This is a genomic window from Janthinobacterium sp. Mn2066 (genome assembly GCF_049319705.1).
GTDB lineage: Bacteria > Pseudomonadota > Gammaproteobacteria > Burkholderiales > Burkholderiaceae_D > Janthinobacterium.
Window position 1 is genome coordinate 160,198 of the sequence record NZ_JBMOUF010000008.1, and the last position, 16,795, is coordinate 176,992.

The window sequence follows — 16,795 nt, forward strand, 5'->3', positions numbered from 1 at the left end:
TACTGACCAAACTGTCATGAATGCATACCACTGATAACTTGTCCGGCGTGTCCCTGTTCGTGCAACTGGCGCGGGCCGGCAGCTTTGTCGCGGCGGCCCGGCAAGCGGGCATTTCGCCTTCGGCCGTCAGCAAAAGCCTGGCCCGGCTGGAGCAGCGCCTGGGCGTGCGCCTGTTCCAGCGCAGCACGCGCCAGCTGAGCCTGACGGCGGAAGGCAAGCTATTTCTTGCACGCAGCGAACACATCCTGGCTGAAATGCAGGCGGCCCAGCAGGAGCTGGCCGGCCATCAAACGCCGCAAGGCAAGCTGCGCCTGGGCTTGCCGGAACTGGGGCAATTCCTGTTGCCCGTGCTGGCCGACTTTGCCGAACAGCATCCCGCCATCGCACTGGAGCTTGACTTCAGCGATGGGCTGGCAGACGTGGTGGGCGACGGCTTCGACGCCGTGCTGCGCATCGGTGCGCCGCGCAACTCGCGCCTGGCCGCCCGCAAGCTGGCCCAGTTCCATTCCTGCGTGGTGGCCTCGCCCGCCTACCTGGCCAGTCATGGCACGCCGCTCACCCCCGCCGAGCTGCAGCAGCATGCCTGCCTGCATTACCGCTTCCGCCACAGCGGCAAGATCGAAGCCTGGCAATTGCGCCTGGAAGAAGATGCGCCACCGCTGGAACTGCCCCTGTCGATGGTATGCAACAACCTGGAAGCGCGCTTGCACTTCGCCCAGCGCGGCCTGGGACTGGCCTGGCTGCCCCACTTCCATGTGCGCGCGGCGCTGGCCGACGGCAGCCTGCGCGAAGTGCTGGCGCCCTACGCCGTGCACGACCATCCAGCCCACAGTTGCTGGCTGTTATGGCCTTCGGGGCCGCATCTGGCGCCGAAAGTGCGTGCCTTGATCGATTTTTTTGCCGAAGCGGGAAGTCTGTTGCGCAGTATCGAAAAATAAGCACTCTTTCGGCTGATTATTGCCAGAGCAGATATTTCTTACGGAAAATAGTTTCTATATGATTGTATCGCTGCAAGCAGGCGCGGTCATGGCCTCGCGGCAACCTTACCAACCATGGAACTGAATGATGCGCTTGATATCGAAAGCAGGAACCGTCGTCACCCTGGTCATCGCCGGATGGCTGGCGATGGGCACCGCGCAGGCAACAGAGTCCGCGCCCGCCGTCAAAGTCGAGACCCTGTCGAAGACCAGCAGCGCCTGGGATGGCGAAGCATACACGGCCTACCCCACGGGTACGCCGGAAGTCACGGTATTGAAAATCACCATCCCCGCCCACTCGGAACTGCCCTGGCATACCCATCCGATGGAAAATACCGGCTACATCCTGTCCGGTGAGTTGACGCTGGAAAAAAAGGACAATGGACAGAAAATGGTCTTCAAGCCCGGGCAAGTGGTCAATGAAACCATCGGCGAAGTCCATCGTGGCTTGACGGGCGACGAACCGGTGGTGCTGATCGTGTTTTATGCGGGACAAAAAGGCATGCCCCTGTCTGAAAAACCGCTGCCTTGACGGCTTTGCGATAGCCGCCGGGATCCCTGAGCGCCAAGTAATAAAGTAGCCCCAGCAAAATACATTTGCCCAAATATAGGTTTATAATCGCAAGTCTCCCCGACGCCCAGCGCGCCTCCTTCAGGACTTGCCGCAATGAAACACCTGCACGATATCCCTTCTGCTTTCAAGCATGAGTTTGCCAACCCGCGCCTGTGGTGGACGCGCGCCGTCGTGATCGGCATGGCGGCCATCGCCGGCCTGGTGGTGGTCGGCTTTACCTGGCTGGCAGAAAGCGCGCTCGACCTGTTCCTGCATTTCAATGCCAAGGCCTGGTGGCTGGTCCTGCTGTGGACGCCTGCCCTGGCAGCGCTACTCGTCTGCCTGACGCGCCGCCATGCTGCGGGCGCTGCCGGTTCCGGCATTCCGCAAGTGATGGCGGCGCTGGACCCGGCCGTCAGCCCTGCCGACCGTTCCCTGTTCGTCTCGCTGAAATTAAGTCTGAGCAAAATCGTCCTGACGGCGGGCGGCATGCTGGGTGGCCTGTCGCTGGGGCGCGAAGGTCCGTCCGTGCAGATCGCGGCCGGCGTGATGCTGGCGGCGCGCCGCCTCTTGCCGCGCCACACGCAGATCAGCGCCCATTCCCTGCTGGTGGCGGGCGGCGCGGCTGGTATCGCGGCCGCCTTCAACACGCCGCTGGCGGGCGTCATGTTTGCCATCGAGGAATTGTCGCGCACGCCGGAACAGCGCAATAGTGGCCTGATCGTGGCCGGCATCGTGCTGGCTGGCTTGATGGCCGTGTCGATTAGCGGCAACGCCACGCATTTCGGCGTGATCCACCCCGGCCCCATCGCCATGGCGCTGGCCTTGCCCGGCTTGCTGGTGACTTTGGTGGCGGGCGTGGCGGGCGGCCTGTTTTCGCGTTTGCTGCTAGCCTCGGCACGCGGCAATCCGCTGGGCAAATTATCGGGCTGGCGCAGCCGCTACCCGGTACTGTTTGCCGCCGTCTGCGGTTTGCTGGTGGCGGCCATCGGCATCGCCAGCCACGGCGCCACGTTTGGCAGCGGCACGGGCGCCACGCGGGCCATGCTGGCGGGCGACACCAGCATGCCGGCCGCCTTTGTCGGCTTCAAGTATGTGGCAACCTGGCTGACCGTCTGGTCGGGTGTGCCGGCAGGCATCTTTGCCCCCTCGCTGGCCATCGGCGCCGGCATCGGCCATGACATAGCGCAATTGTTACAGTACCCGTATGCGCCAGCCCTGATCGCGCTGGGCATGGTGGGGTTCCTGGCGGCCGCCACGCAGGCGCCACTGACGGCCTTCATCATCGTGATGGAAATGGTCGATGGCCACAGCATGGTGCTGAGCCTGATGGCCTGCGCGGTGGTCGCCAGCACGGTCTCGCGCGTGCTGAGCCCGCCGCTGTATGGGGCGCTGGCGCAATTGCAGTTGCAGCGATTGCCGCAACCGTCGACATCGCAAACTACATCGTAAAGGTAAACGGCTGCATGCCGGCCTGGCGGTCATCGGGCGTGACGACGGCCAGCAAGGCCGTCAGTCCCTGGTTCAGCTGCGCCAGGCTGGCGGCATCGAGCTGGGCCAGCGCGCTGGGCAGCAAGCCACGCGCCGGCTGCGGCGCATCGGCGATCACGAGCTGGCCCTGCTCCGTCAAGGTCAGGGTGACGACGCGCTGGTCGGGCTGGTCGCGCGCCTTGCGCACATAGGATTTCTTTACCAGCGCATCGACCAGGTTGCTGGCCGTAGTCTGGTGCAGCGACATTTTCGTCGCCAGTTCGCCCATGCGCAGGCCCGGCTGGTCGTGCAGCTCCTGCATCACCCATAATTGCGCACCGGACACGCCACACTGCTTCTCGATCTGCGCCGAGTGCCGCTGCGCCGCGCGCATGACCACGCGCATGTTTTGCAAGGCCAGGCTGCGCGCCCGTTCCACTTCGCCTGGACCAGGCGCCACATTGACCGTTGCCGACGCTTCGCGTTCTATCACCACTGTCTCCCGAGATTATGCCGCCCCTCCGGGCCGCAAACCCGCATGATACCTGCAATGCTGCCTCAGGAGCATGGCACCGGCATCAAGGGGTCGCACGGCCCGATACTTTTCCCGCCAGCGCAGGCTCAGACACTGCCCGGCGTAACCGGCTCGCGCGACAGCTGGCTGGCATGCAGGCGCGCATAGGCGCCATTGCGTTCCAGCAAGGCGGCATGGCTGCCCGATTCCACCAGTTGGCCGCCCTGCATCACGACGATGCGGTCGGCGCTTTCTATCGTCGACAAGCGGTGGGCGATGACGATGGTGGTGCGGTCGCGCATCAGCACTTCCAGCGCCGCCTGCACTTGCCGTTCGGATTCGGTATCGAGCGCGCTGGTCGCTTCATCGAGCAGCAAGATCGGCGCATCCTTGTACAGCGCGCGGGCGATTGCCAGGCGCTGGCGTTGGCCGCCAGACAGGCGCGAACCGTTCTGGCCGGCCGGCGTCGCATATCCCTGCGGCAATTGTTCGATAAAATCATGGGCATAGGCGGCGCGCGCGCACGACTCGATGCGGGCCTGGTCCGGCGCCGGATCGCCATACGCGATATTGGCCGCCATCGTATCGTTGAACAGGATCACATCCTGGCTGACCAGGGCAAACTGGCGCCGCAAGGCCAGCAATTCGTAATCGCGCAGATCGACCCCATCGAGCAGGATGCGTCCGCTGCTGACGTCGTAGAAGCGTGGCAGCAAGCCCAGCAAGGTGGTCTTGCCGCCGCCGGAACCGCCCACCAGGGCCACCGTTTCGCCGGCCGCGATGTCGAGCACAATATTGTTCAGTGCGGTTGGCGCATCGGGATCGTCGCTGTAGCGGAAATTCACATTCTGCAAGGACAGATTACCCTGCACCACCACTGGCGCAGCCGTGCCCGGATCGGGTTCGACCGGCGTATCGATCAGGGTGAAGACGGATTCGGCCGCCGCCAGGCCACGCTGCAGCGGTTCGTTGATTTTGGTCAAGTTCTTGATGGGCGACTGCATGGCCATCAGCGCACCCATGAAGGCGACGAAGGCGCCGGGCGTGATGGCGCCGCTTTGGGCGCGCAGCATGGCGAAATAAATCACGGACGACAAGGTGATACCAACGAGCATCATGATGAAGCCGGAATTGACGGCCGAGGTGGACGCATGCTTGACGGCCAGTTGGCGGTTCAGCTTGACGACGCGCAGGAAACGTTTCTTTTCATATTGCTGGCCGCCAAAGATTTTCACCACGCGCTGGCCGCCGATGCTTTCGTCCAGCACGGAAGTGAGTTCGCCCACGGCTTGCTGGGCGCTCTTGCTCAGATGGCGCATGCGGCGCCCGGCCAGGGTCACCACCAGCGCGACGATGGGCAGGGACGCCATGCAAAAGATGGCCAGCTTGACATCTATGCTGAACAGCAAGACCAGGTAGCCGATGGTGGCCACCGAATCGCGCACCATCACGTTAAGCACGTTCAAGCCCGCCTGCGATACCTGGCTGGCGTCGAAAGCCACGCGCGATTGCGTCACGCTGGTGGTGGTGGTGTCAAAAAAGCGGCTGGGCAAGCGCATGATGGTGGCAAACATCTGCTCGCGCAAATCGGCTTGCACCCGGCTCGACAGCCATACGGAACCGTAGTCGCCGGCAAAGCTCGACACCATGCGCAAGACGGCCAGGCCCAGGATGGTGGCCGGGATCACCCACAGCTCCGTTTGCCCCGCATGCGTGGGCAGGATACGGTCCACCCAGCCTTGCAGCGTGGCCATCATGCCCGTCACCGGCGCAGCGTGTACCGTGGCGGTGCTGCGCATGGCGTCCACCACGTTTTGCAACTGGCGTATCAGCAGCACGTCGGTGGCAGACGCCACGCCCACGGCCAGCAAGGTGGCGGCGACAATCGCGCCGTAACGGCGAAACTGGCTGACCAGGCGGAAAAACAATCGGCGGCTCTGCTGCATGGAGGTGACAATGGTAAAAGGGAAAGCGTGATTTTAACGCGTGGCGGGGTTTCCCTAGAAGAAACTCTCCAGGCCAGCAAAGGAATCAGCCTCCCGATACAACAGCCTAGCTAAGGGAACGATCAGGTTTTCGCCACTTTCCAGTTTTCACTACCTGATTTGCACAGTTTCAATTTCAGCGTCTGGTCCTGCCCCTTGGCCGTCAAGGCCAGCTGCAAGGTACGGCACACCTGGGTATCGGTCTTTTCCGTCCCGCTGGCCGTGATGTCGGCATGGATGCGCACGGAATTGCGCAAGCCTTCATTGCTCCACTGTCTGGTTTCACCATCTTTCTGCTCATTGAGCGCCTGCGTGGCCGCCTTGGTCAGGGCGGGACTGTCGTATTTATTCAGATAAGCCATCGGCGTTTCAGCCAGAAAACCCAGGCCCACGGCGCCAGCCGTGCCGCTGGCGGCGACCAGCAACAGCGCAGCGGTAATTTTTTGACAGTTTTTCATGAACATGCGTGATCTCCTCGATTAAGCATCATCAGGCGTTCTGCTGCAAACGGCATGCGGGTCCAGCATGGCGGACCACGTGTCAATTCTATATTTGTTTTCGTAAAGCAAGTGCACGCTTGACTCCGCTTAGCGTGCGGCTTTCAATGAGCGCTCCAATACACCGGCATAAGGGATGATCGCCATGGCACTGATTCAGACTGCATTGACGACAACAGAACAGGCACTGGCCAGCGCCTGGCAGACGGGCAGATTAAAACCGCGCGCCTGCGATTGCGGCGGCACCGTCTTCAATATCCTGTACCAGCGGGTGATGGCGGACATGCGGCGGCGCCAGTTCCTCGGCGGCACGGCCGCCATGCTGGCGCCCTTTTTGGGGTTGTCCAGCGGCAATGCCATCGCCCAGCAACCGCAGGCGCCGCAGCGGCCCTTGCTGCTGACCAATCTGCGCCTGTTCGACGGCAGCGGCAAGCCACCGCGCGCGGGTCTCAACGTGCTGGTGACGGGCAACATCATCACCGCCCTGCCGCCGGCCGGTGAAAAGATCGAAGGCGCGCAGATCATCGATTGCCAGGGCAAGCTGGTGATGCCGGGCCTGATCGACGCCCACTGGCACACCATGCTGGCCGGCATCAACCAGGCCACGGCGATGACTTCCGATGTCGGTTATCTGTATCTGGTGGCGGCGCAGGAAGCGCAGCGCACCCTGCTGCGCGGCTTTACTTCCGTGCGCGATGCGGGCGGCCCCGCGTTTGCGCTCAAGCGCGCCATCGATGAAGGCATCGTAATCGGTCCGCGCATCTTTCCTTCGGGCGCCATGATTTCGCAAACTTCGGGCCATGGCGACTTCCGCCTGCGCTCGGAAGTGCCGCGCGCAGCCAACGCCCCCTTGAGCACGGTGGAATCGGTGGGCGTGGCCATGATCGCCGATGGCGAAACGGAAGTGTTACGACGGGTGCGCGAGCAATTGATGCTGGGCGCGACGCAAATCAAGATGCTGGCCGGCGGCGGCGTGGCGTCACTGTACGACCCGCTGGACAGCACGCAATACTCGGAACGCGAACTGCGCGCCGGGGTGGACGCGGCTGCCGACTGGGGCACCTATGTGATGGCCCACGTCTACACCCCAAAAGGCATACAGCGCGCCATCCGCGCAGGCGTGCGCAGCATCGAACACGGCCAGCTGGCCGACGACGACAGCGCGCGCATGATGCGCGACGGCGGCGTCTGGTGGAGCTTGCAGCCATTCCTGCAAGACGAAGACAGCAATGTCTATCCCGATGCGGCGCGCAGGGCCAGCCAGCGCATCGTTTCCGAGGGCACGGTGCACGCTTACGCGCTGGCGCAAAAATACGGCATCAAGACGGGCTGGGGCACCGATATCCTGTTCAATGCCAAGATCACGCCCACGCAGGGGCGGCAACTGGCCAAGCTGACGCGTTTTTACGACCCGTTGACCTTGCTGGCCCAGGCAACCGGCCAGAATGGCGAACTGCTGGCTTTGTCGGGAGCACGCTCACCTTACGCCGGCCCCTTGGGCAAGCTGGCCGTGGGCGCGCTGGCCGACTTGCTGGTGGCCGATGGCGATCCGACGAAAAACCTGGATTTCCTCGCGCAGCCGGAGCAAAACCTGCTGCTGATCATGAAAAACGGCCGCATCTACAAGGACAAGCTGGGCGCGCAACCAGTTGGCGGATAGCCAAGTACGAGCGCCTGCCGCATAATATGCGGCATGTTCAAACTGACTTTCCTCGGCACCTCTTCTGGCGTGCCCACCCGCTACCGCAACGTCACCTCGCTGGCCGTGCAGCCCGCCACCAGCCGCGACTGGTGGATGGTCGATTGCGGCGAAGCCACCCAGCACCGCTTGCAGCGTATTCCCCTGTCCGTGCATGACCTGGCCGGCATTTGCATCACGCACGTGCATGGCGACCATAGCTACGGCTTGCCGGGCTTGCTCGCCAGCGCGTCCATGACGGGCCGCAAGCGGCCCTTGATCCTGATCGCGCCGCCTGCCATCAAGGCCTGGATCGATGCCACCTTGCTGCATACGGAACTGTTTTTGACGTATCCCCTGATCCATATCGATGTCAACGATAGCGCAACCGTGCACCAGGAAGCGGGCTTGACCATCAGCCGCCACGTCCTGTCGCACCGTGCCGACAGCGTGGCCTTCCGCTTTGCGCTGACAAGCAGCAAGTGGAAACTGGACAAGGCCGCCCTGCAGGTCCGCGGCCTGCCGTCCGGCCCGGCCTGGGGACAATTGCACGCAGGCATTGATGTACAACAGGACGATGGCAGCATCCTGCTAGCCAGCGACTTCCGCATCGCGCAGACCGAGCGGGCCACCATCGTCATCGGCGGCGACAACGACACGCCCTCGCTGCTGGCGGACGCCTGCGCCGGTGCGCAATTGCTGGTGCATGAAGCCACCTACACGGAAGCCATGCTGCAAAAAGTCGGCCCCGGCCCCACCCACAGCTCGGTGCAGCGGGTGGCGCAATTTGCCGCCGCCAGCCAGTTGCCGAACCTGATCCTCACGCATTTCAGCGCACGCTACCACCACGCGGCCGGCATGGCGGAACTGGAGGCGGAAGCGAGGCAGCACTACACCGGCAGCTTGTTCCTGGCACGCGATTTTGACACCTATGAACTCGATGCGGCAGGTGTGCTGAAGAAGCTGCCTCCCCCTGAACACCAGACCAAAGGAGAATAGCAAGTGGACAAACACATGATAGAGCAGCGCCTGAGCGAACTGAAACGCAACCAGGCACAAGGCGAACAACAGCTCCAGAAGCTGGAAACGCAAAAACGCGAGCTGCAAACCACGCTACAACGCATCGGCGGCGCCATCACGGTGCTGGAAGAATTGCTGGCGGAACCGGACGCAAAAACATGAGCATCGACAGCAAGCCTGTACCGCCAAACACAATACGTCCTTGCATAACGATATGACGCATCAGAGTCCCCGCCCCATCAAGCAGCGTGCGCATACGCTGCCCATACCAATCAGATCGATTCTTGACGCCACAAATCACCTATTATCGTTTGAACAAACATCAATGCGGCTATAAAATATGTTTTTCAATAAATAATAAAAGTTCGATATGAATAAATTTCGCTTTATTTTGGCGGCCCTGTTGTCTCTCGCTCTTGCGCATGCGAATGCGGAGGTATTCCAGGGGATAAAACATGGTTATTCACTCGCGAAGGTAAAGGAATTATTTCCAAAGGCTGACATAAAAACAGTTCCTGCCGCATGGGTTACCAAAGAAGATGGGTTTTACAAGCTTTCAGGGCAGGGATTCCCCGGCACCCTGTACATTGCATTCAACGATTATCGTCCGACCTTCAGAAAATTTGAGTTGGAAGCCAGAGAAGAAGAGTCTTCCAATACGAACGCATCTGAAAAAGAACCATTATCTGCAACCTGGAAAAAACTTGCGGATCAAACTGACGACAACGCGCTTGCTGTACGGTGGTTGCGCTGGGTTCCAGAATCTCCGATTCCATTGCAGCGCTACATATCAAAATATGGCAAGCCTGAAAAATCGGGCTTCAATGACAGCGATATGCAGCCATATGTCTCTTGGACAAAAAGAGGGATTTATGCCAACCTGTCTGACAACGAGAAGTTGGTTGTCAATGTAGAGTTTGAGTTTACCAAACAGGAAAAAACAGAAGCATGTCGAGAGAGAACGGCTAAAAAAGATTGGGCAAGCCGATGTAACTTTGATGGCTGACATGGCAGCAATCTATCACTTCCCGTTTCAGCTCCCTCCCCGCAGTACTGGATGGCCTTCGTTCGGTACTGCGACAAAGTTCAGCATTGGTCTCTTAACAGCCTCCTGATACATACACATACACGAGCATATGACGATACTCCCTGCATCGCTGAGCTTCAGCCCTGGCCGCGCCGACGACACGCCAGCCTATATCAACCTGCGCGGCAAGACCCGGCAAAACGCCATCGGCCAGGAGCGCCTGGCCGAACTGGGCATCACGGCAGCGTCGTGGGGAGAAATGATTGCATCCGGCAATCTGCCCGGACAGGTTTGCCATCAGGACGGCCAGATGCTCGGCTACTGCTTTGGCGACCGTGAAAGCGGCGAGATCGTCGTGCTGGCACTGCTGCCGCAAGCCGAGGGACTCGGTATCGGCAAGGTCTTGCTGGACAAGGTGATGGCCGAGCTGAGCGCAGCAGGCCACGCGCGCCTGTTCCTCGGCTGCTCCAGCGATCCGCAATCGCGTTCCTACGGTTTTTATCGCCATCTGGGCTGGACGTCCACCGGTGAAACGGACCAGTACGATGATGAAGTACTGGAATATCGATACAACACCAACGGGTGATCACATCATGAAGCTGCTTTCCCTTGCCACGCTGTCATTGGCATTGGCCGCCCCCGCTGGCGCCACAGAATTATTGTTCGCCGGCCAGGTACAGCAACTGACGCTGCAGCCTTCGGGCGTGGGCGACTGCCCGCCGATGTGCCCCGCAGATACTGGCCCCGACAAGAATGGCGTCAGCCATGTCTGCGTTTCCAACGCAGGCGGATGCCAGACTGCCACCGTCAAGGTGGTAACGGATTACCTGGCAACCAGCGAGACACCTTTGCTCAGCTTCAAGTCGCGCACGGGCGAATGGGGCAAGCTCAACTTTCCCGTCAAGGAAGAACTGATCCTGGTGCATGCCGTCGATGGCGTGGCGACCTGGGCGCCGTTGCTCATGCGTGATGGGAAAGCGTATTTCAAGGCAGCGGACATGCGGGAAATTAACCGCGTGCCCGTGCACGCGCTGGCCAAGGATGGCGATGGCCTGGTGCCGCTCGACCAGCTGGTCGCCGCCATCCATGCCGCGCATTAAGTTGCTGCCTCCTGTCGCCATCAGGGCATCAGGAGGCCAGCCCTGACTGCCACTTACAGCCCGGCAGCCTTTTCGATCAGGTTGGCGATTTCCTGTGGATGGGAAATCAGCGCCAGGTGGCTGCCCTTGACTTCGATGGTTTGCGCATGCATGCGCTGGGCCATGAAACGCTCGAAGTCCGGATTGATGGTGCGGTCTTCCGTCGAGACGGCGTAATAGCTGGGCTTGACCTTCCAGGCGGCCTGGGTAGTGCGGGCTGAAAAGATCGCTTGCGATGCCTGGCCTTGCACGGCGTACAGGGTGTGCGCCTTGACGCTGTCGAGGTCGCCTGCAAAATCATGCAGGAAAGCCTGTTCGCTCAACTGGGCATAACCGTCCGGCGTCTTGACCAGGCCGGCGCTGGCTGGCGCGGCCGGAAACTTGGCCGCCAGCGCGCCGTAATCTTCACCGGCATCCGGGCCGCGCGCCGCCACGTACACCAGCGCCGACACCTTCGGATCGGTGCCGGCTTCGCTGATCACCATGCCGCCGTACGAGTGCGCCACCAGCACGGTCAGACCGTCCTGCAGCGCCAGCACGCGGCGCGTCGCTTCGGCGTCGTCCGCCAGCGAGCGCAAGGGGTTTTGCACGGCCGTCACGTGCAGGCCAGCCTTTTGCAGCAGCGGAATCACTTCCGACCAGCTCGATGCATCGGCATACAGGCCGTGCACCAGCACCACATTCTTGGCGACAACCGGATTGGCGGTCGGCGCGGTGGCGGTACCTTGCGCCATGGCGCTGGTGGAAGCGAAGAGAAAGGCAGCGCTGGCAACCGCGGCGGAAATAAAACGTGCTTGCATGATGGTGTCCTTGAGAGTTGAGCTTTGAAATAAGTCAGCGAGTAAGGACAGTATGCAAGCGCGCCGGCAACAGAAGCATGACACGCTTATGACAAAATAATGACAGCCCGTCCATATGAAAGAATCAGGTGGCATCAGGGCTGGCAATCCGCATCAGTCAAACATCACTTGCACGGTGATCAAAGGCTGGCCATTGCTGCTGGCCTTGCATAAGCGGCCGATTTCCATGCCCATCGGGCCCGGCGTAAGCAACTCCGCGATACCCTTGATTTTCTCTGCCGGCGAATTGGGCATCACTCTTTGCACTTCCGCCAGCGTGGCTTCCGGAGTGTCCTTGGGATAAACGTTCTGGGCTTCACAAACAAATGCGATTTTTTGACCTTGGTGGCTAGCGCTCAATCCCGCCGATAACTGGTCATCAATTCCTTTGAGTACGGTGGCGCCCTTGATTTTCAAGGTATAGACATCGTGCGAGAAACTTCCTCCCGTAACGCACACTTTTGCCTCACTGGCCGTATCTGCCGCACAGACTTCCTTACCTGGCACTGCCGTCATCAAATACTGCTTTTCTTCTGCAGCATGCACTGCTGATGCACCCGCGATATACAACAAGGCCGATGCAACAATGGCTTTTTTAAACTGATCAAACATACATGCTCCGTCATAAATAATATCCATATTGTAATTCTAAAAATTTCCCAATGGAAATATTATGGGCAAATACAATATGAAAAAATAAGCAGAGCAAGACCAGCCATGTCGCAATACGCAACAGGGGCGTATCGGAAAGATCGCCCCTGCACCTGTTATTGCATAATATTAATAACGCGTGCTGCTCGCCGTCAGCCATGGCAGCGCCGTGGTTTGCCGGCCGTCGACCGTGGCGCCCGCGAACGCCAGCATCGGCGCCAGGTGTTGGTTGACGTCGGCCGGGAAGTTGAGCGCCGGTTTGGTGACCTGGTCCAGCCTGGCGATCTCCTCAGGCGTGAGCTTGAGCGTCAATGAACTCAGGTTGTCCTGCAACTGCTCTAACCGGCGCGCGCCGATCAGGGTGGACGCCACGCCGGCGCGGCCCTGCACCCAGGCCAGCGCCACTGCGGCCGGGCTGGCCTGGCGTTCGGCGGCGATGGCCTTGACGACATCGATCACGAGAAATTCCTGTTCCGACGGCGAAGCGCCGACCAGCTTGGAACGCTCGGACTGGCTGACGCCGGCATTTTCACGCGTATACTTACCGGACAGCCAGCCGCCCTTGAGCGGACTCCAGGGCATGGCGCCCAGCTTCAATTCGCGCGCCATCGGCATCAATTCGCCTTCCACCGTGCGCTGCAGCAGCGAATATTCCAGTTGCAGCGCGATCAGCGGCGCCCAGCCGCGAAATTGCGCGATGGTTTGCGCCTGCGCCGTCTTCCAGGCCGGTGCATCGGAAATGCCGATGTAGCGGATCTTGCCTGCGCGCACCAGATCGTCCAGGGTGCGCATGGTTTCCTCGATCGGCGTGCTCGGCTCCCAGTTATGGATCCAGTACAGGTCGATATAGTCCGTCTGCAGGCGTCGCAGCGATGCTTCGCACTGCTCGATGATGGCCTTGCGGCCATTGCCGCCACCGTTCGGGTCGCCCGCATGCAGGTTACCGAAGAACTTGGTGGCGATCACGCTGCGGTCCCGGCCTTTGCGTTTGGCAAAGAAGTCGCCGATGATTTTTTCCGAATGCCCATTCGTGTACAGGTTGGCCGTATCGATAAAGTTGCCGCCCTGCTCCAGGTAGGCGCTGAGGATGGCTTCCGATTCGGCCGGGCTGGCACCCCAGCCCCAATCTTCGCCGAAGGTCATGGTGCCGAGGCACAAGGGGCTGACATGCAGGCCGGAATGGCCGAGGGTAATATAGGAATCGAGCGACATGGTGTACTCCTGATGGTGATGGTGAAGCCTCCATCTAACCACCGGGCAGCCTGCGCGCACTAGCCGGTAACGCGCAGAGTCTTGCACGATCCGCTCAATTGCCGCCGCGCCAGCGATTTAAGCTTGCCGTTTGCGCCAGCCTGGGACTACCATCAACGCATGGATAAACTGACCGAACTACGCGCCCTGATCCAGCGCCAAGCCCGTCTATGGCCGGCGCCACTGGCCCTGGACGGCGTACACGTGTATGCCTCCGAGGGCGCCACGCCACCGGCCCAGCATATGACGGAACCGGTCTTTGCGCTGGTGGCGCAAGGCGCCAAGCAAACGATACTGGGCGAGCGCACCTATGACTATGGCGCCGGACAATACCTGGTGGCCTCCGTCGATTTGCCGATTTGCGGCTGCATTACCGAGGCCAGCGCGGACGCGCCCTTCCTGGCCGTCGGCCTGAACTTGAAACCGGCCATCATCGCCTCCTTGCTGCTGGAGGTGCCGCACAGCACGACCACTGCCACCGCCAGCATGTCCGGCATGCACGTCAGCAACGCCACGCCCGCACTGCTCGATGCTGTGCTGCGCTTGCTGCACCTGGCTGACCAGCCTGGCGACATCGCCGTGCTGGCGCCCATGATCGAACGTGAAATCCACTGGCGGCTCTTGTCGGGCGAACAGGGTGTGGCGATACGGCAAATCGGCATGGCCGACAGCCGCTTGTCGCACATCGGCCGGGCCATCCGCTGGATACGCGAACACTATGCCGAACTGCTGCGCAGCGAAGATCTGGCCCGGCTGGCGGCGATGAGCGTGTCATCGTTCCACCGCCACTTCCGCGCCGTGACCGCCATGAGTCCCTTGCAGTATCAAAAGCAAATTCGTTTGCAGCAGGCGCGCGTGCGGCTGATGCAGGAGCCCGGCGACGTGGCCGCCATCGGCTACAGCGTCGGCTATGACAGCCCCTCGCAGTTCAGCCGTGAATACAGCCGTTTATTTGGCGCGCCACCGGGCCGCGACAGCGTCCAGCTGCGGGCCACCGGCGTTTTAGAGCGTACAGGCAGACAGATGTGACGCACGCGCAGAGCGCGACCAGCCCAGCGCCGCGAATGCCAGCACCACCATGGCAATCGACACCAGCGGCAAGGCGTCCAGCCCCCACACGGGCGCCACCTTGCCGGCCGTCGAGGAACCGAGCGCCATGCCGATGAACAGGCACGAGGAATTCAACGCCAGCACCAGGCCGCGCCACTGCGGCGCCAGCTCCACCATGCGCCGCTGCTGGGCCGGCAAGAAAATATCGACGGCCAGCGCCCACAGCACCAGGGTGGCCAGCGCCACCAGCAGCCAGCCTGGCGTGACGGCCAACACCACGAAGGCAACAATCATCATTGCCAGCGACATCGTCAGCGAACGTTCGGCCGACCACAGCATCGCCAGCTTGCGCGCCACCTGGTTGCCGGCGATACCCGCCAGGCCATACATCAGCAAGGCGATCGACACCATTTGCGGGCCGGCGCCGAATTTGTCATGCAGGATGGGCGTGATCATGGTGTAGCTGCTGAACAGGCCGCCCAGGCCCAGCACCATCACGGCCAGCGCGCTGGCCAGGTCGCGCCGGCGCAGCACGGTCAACAAATCGCGCAGCTGCACTGCCTGCCCTGCCGATCGGTCATGCAGCAGCAGCGCCAGCAGCACGCCGGAAATGACGGACAGCAAGGCGATCAAGCCGAACATCGCCCGCCATCCCAGCGCATGGGCGATCCAGGCGGACAAGGGCACGCCCACCACCGACGCCACCGTCATGCCCGTAAACACGATGGCCAGCGCCTGGCCCTGGCGCTCGGGCGGCACCAGGGTCGAACCGAGCGAGGAACCGACGGGCGTGACGGCCGCCATGCCCAGTCCCGTGACGATGCGCGCCAGCACCAGTACCGTGTAATTGGGCGCCAGCGCGCAGCCGGCCGCACCCAAGGCCACGGTGGCCAGGCCGGCCAGCAGCAAGCTGCGGCGCGGCAAGTGGCCGGCAAATACCTGGATCAAGGGCGCGCTGATGGCAAAGGTGACGGCGAACACGGCCACCAGCATCGCCACGGCGCTGCGCGGCATGGCCAGCGAGGCGGCGATTTCCTGCAAGGCGCCCACCACCGACAGCGACGCCGTGCCGGTGGCAAAAAAGGAAAAGCTCAGCAATCTGAGGATGAGTGCGGTGGAACGGTCAGTCATGATGATCTCGAAGGGAGGACGCGATACCAGCATGATGGCGCCATCACTGGTATATTTGAAATCGATTGTTAATATTCGAGGTATAACCATGATCGATATGAGAGGCGCCGACCTGGCCTTGCTGGTGTCGCTCGACGTGTTGCTGGAAGAAGCCAACGTCACCCGCGCGGCATCGCGCCTGAACATCAGCCAGCCCGCGCTGTCGGCACAACTGGTCCGCCTGCGCGACTTGCTGGGCGACCCGCTGCTGCTGCCGTCCGAGAGCGGGCGCGGCATGGTGCCCACGGAGCGTGCCCGGCAATTGCGCGTGCCGCTGCGCGAGGCGCTGCTGGGCCTGGAAAAAACCGTGCGCGAACCAGCCGTGTTTGATCCGGCCAGCGCCCAGCGCACGTTCACCGTGGCGGCCAACGACAATGCCACCGCGATACTGGGGCTGGGCCTGGCGCGCACCCTGCAGGCGCAGCATAACGCCGGCCTGCGCCTGGCGTTCCGCAATGCCGACCCGGAGCAAGTGGTGGCCCAGATGGAACGCGGCGAGATCGACGTGCTGATCGCCGGCGCGCGTTTCCTGCCGCCCGCCTTGAAAAGCCGTGAACTGATCAGCGACGTGTTCATGATGGCCCAGCGCAAGGGCCACCCGCGCGGCACGGCCCCGCCCGACCTGGCCAGCTATTGCGCGCTGCAGCACGTGATCGTCTCGAACAGCGGCGGCTTCCATGGCTTCATCGAAGCGCATCTGGCCGCGCTGGGCATGCAGCGCCAGGTCGTTTTGTCCGTGCCCACCTACAACCTGGTGCCGCTGATGCTGGCCAGCACCGACTACGTCTGCGCCCTGCCCCTGTGCCTGCTGAACCGCTTTACCGACACGCTCGACATCTTCCCCCTGCCCCTGGCCAAGCTGGGCTTCACCCTGTCGATGGCCTGGCATCCGCGCAGCGACAATGATGCGGGGCACCGGTGGTTACGGGAACGGTTGATGGACGAGGCCGGGCAGGATTTATGATCTGCAACAC

At 61.8% G+C, this 16,795-nt stretch carries 18 protein-coding genes; 11 read left to right on the forward strand and 7 right to left on the reverse strand.

Annotation, left to right across the window (positions count from 1 at the left end; all coding sequences use genetic code 11):
• Positions 1-20: 20 nt before the first annotated feature.
• The 3 genes from ACL9RI_RS16975 (at position 21) to ACL9RI_RS16985 (ending at position 2,982) form a co-directional block, all read left to right on the forward strand.
• Positions 21-938, forward strand: coding sequence for a LysR substrate-binding domain-containing protein (locus ACL9RI_RS16975; RefSeq protein ID WP_422727687.1), 918 nt, complete (start codon positions 21-23; stop codon positions 936-938).
• A 124-nt stretch (positions 939-1,062) separates the two neighbouring features.
• On the forward strand, positions 1,063-1,509 hold the full coding sequence (locus tag ACL9RI_RS16980) for a cupin domain-containing protein (RefSeq protein ID WP_422727688.1): 447 nt from the start codon (positions 1,063-1,065) through the stop codon (positions 1,507-1,509).
• Positions 1,510-1,644: 135 nt separating this feature from the next.
• A complete protein-coding gene (locus ACL9RI_RS16985) occupies positions 1,645-2,982 on the forward strand; it encodes a chloride channel protein (RefSeq protein WP_422727689.1) in 1,338 nt (445 codons plus the stop codon).
• Here ACL9RI_RS16985 and ACL9RI_RS16990 read toward each other — a convergent pair.
• From ACL9RI_RS16990 to ACL9RI_RS17000, 3 genes are all read right to left on the reverse strand, one after another.
• Positions 2,972-3,493, reverse strand: coding sequence for a MarR family winged helix-turn-helix transcriptional regulator (locus ACL9RI_RS16990; RefSeq protein ID WP_422727690.1), 522 nt, complete (start codon positions 3,491-3,493; stop codon positions 2,972-2,974). The two genes, ACL9RI_RS16985 and ACL9RI_RS16990, sit on opposite strands and share 11 nt — an antisense overlap.
• A gap of 128 nt (positions 3,494-3,621) precedes the next feature.
• The gene (gene msbA, locus ACL9RI_RS16995; RefSeq protein ID WP_422727691.1) at positions 3,622-5,460 is read right to left on the reverse strand and encodes a lipid A export permease/ATP-binding protein MsbA; all 1,839 of its coding nucleotides are present in this window, start codon (positions 5,458-5,460) and stop codon (positions 3,622-3,624) included.
• Positions 5,461-5,582: 122 nt separating this feature from the next.
• Positions 5,583-5,957 (reverse strand): hypothetical protein, encoded by a 375-nt coding sequence (locus ACL9RI_RS17000; protein WP_422727692.1) that lies wholly within the window; start codon positions 5,955-5,957, stop codon positions 5,583-5,585.
• A 184-nt stretch (positions 5,958-6,141) separates the two neighbouring features.
• Between ACL9RI_RS17000 and ACL9RI_RS17005 the strand changes: the two genes are divergently transcribed.
• The 6 genes from ACL9RI_RS17005 (at position 6,142) to ACL9RI_RS17030 (ending at position 10,821) form a co-directional block, all read left to right on the forward strand.
• Complete coding sequence (locus tag ACL9RI_RS17005) at positions 6,142-7,656, forward strand: amidohydrolase family protein (protein WP_422727693.1); 1,515 nt, start codon at positions 6,142-6,144, stop codon at positions 7,654-7,656.
• A gap of 33 nt (positions 7,657-7,689) precedes the next feature.
• On the forward strand, positions 7,690-8,673 hold the full coding sequence (locus ACL9RI_RS17010; protein ID WP_422727694.1) for a ribonuclease Z: 984 nt from the start codon (positions 7,690-7,692) through the stop codon (positions 8,671-8,673).
• 3 nt (positions 8,674-8,676) lie between these two features.
• A complete protein-coding gene (locus ACL9RI_RS17015; RefSeq protein WP_422727695.1) occupies positions 8,677-8,856 on the forward strand; it encodes a hypothetical protein in 180 nt (59 codons plus the stop codon).
• A gap of 208 nt (positions 8,857-9,064) precedes the next feature.
• A complete protein-coding gene (locus ACL9RI_RS17020) occupies positions 9,065-9,700 on the forward strand; it encodes a hypothetical protein (protein WP_422727696.1) in 636 nt (211 codons plus the stop codon).
• 130 nt (positions 9,701-9,830) lie between these two features.
• Positions 9,831-10,307 (forward strand): GNAT family N-acetyltransferase, encoded by a 477-nt coding sequence (locus ACL9RI_RS17025; RefSeq protein ID WP_422727697.1) that lies wholly within the window; start codon positions 9,831-9,833, stop codon positions 10,305-10,307.
• A 7-nt stretch (positions 10,308-10,314) separates the two neighbouring features.
• Positions 10,315-10,821: a hypothetical protein gene (locus ACL9RI_RS17030; protein WP_422727698.1), complete on the forward strand. Its 507-nt coding sequence runs from the start codon at positions 10,315-10,317 to the stop codon at positions 10,819-10,821.
• A gap of 53 nt (positions 10,822-10,874) precedes the next feature.
• Here ACL9RI_RS17030 and ACL9RI_RS17035 read toward each other — a convergent pair whose 3' ends face one another.
• The 3 genes from ACL9RI_RS17035 to ACL9RI_RS17045 form a co-directional block, all read right to left on the reverse strand.
• Positions 10,875-11,660, reverse strand: a complete 786-nt coding sequence (locus tag ACL9RI_RS17035) for an alpha/beta fold hydrolase (RefSeq protein ID WP_422727699.1) — start codon at positions 11,658-11,660, stop codon at positions 10,875-10,877.
• A 153-nt stretch (positions 11,661-11,813) separates the two neighbouring features.
• Complete coding sequence (locus ACL9RI_RS17040; protein WP_422727700.1) at positions 11,814-12,338, reverse strand: hypothetical protein; 525 nt, start codon at positions 12,336-12,338, stop codon at positions 11,814-11,816.
• 141 nt (positions 12,339-12,479) lie between these two features.
• Positions 12,480-13,562 carry an aldo/keto reductase gene (locus ACL9RI_RS17045; protein WP_422727701.1) on the reverse strand — a complete coding sequence of 361 codons (1,083 nt, stop codon included), beginning with the start codon at positions 13,560-13,562 and terminating at the stop codon, positions 12,480-12,482.
• Between the two features lie 81 nt (positions 13,563-13,643).
• Here ACL9RI_RS17045 and ACL9RI_RS17050 point away from each other — a divergent pair, with 81 nt between their 5' ends.
• Positions 13,644-14,630 (forward strand): AraC family transcriptional regulator N-terminal domain-containing protein, encoded by a 987-nt coding sequence (locus ACL9RI_RS17050; protein ID WP_422727702.1) that lies wholly within the window; start codon positions 13,644-13,646, stop codon positions 14,628-14,630.
• Here ACL9RI_RS17050 and ACL9RI_RS17055 read toward each other — a convergent pair.
• On the reverse strand, positions 14,604-15,782 hold the full coding sequence (locus tag ACL9RI_RS17055) for an MFS transporter (RefSeq protein WP_422727703.1): 1,179 nt from the start codon (positions 15,780-15,782) through the stop codon (positions 14,604-14,606). The two genes, ACL9RI_RS17050 and ACL9RI_RS17055, sit on opposite strands and share 27 nt — an antisense overlap.
• 88 nt (positions 15,783-15,870) lie before the next feature.
• On the opposite strand from ACL9RI_RS17055, the gene ACL9RI_RS17060 reads away from it, so the two are divergent.
• Positions 15,871-16,785, forward strand: coding sequence for a LysR family transcriptional regulator (locus ACL9RI_RS17060; RefSeq protein WP_422727704.1), 915 nt, complete (start codon positions 15,871-15,873; stop codon positions 16,783-16,785).
• The last annotated feature ends 10 nt before the right edge of the window (positions 16,786-16,795 follow it).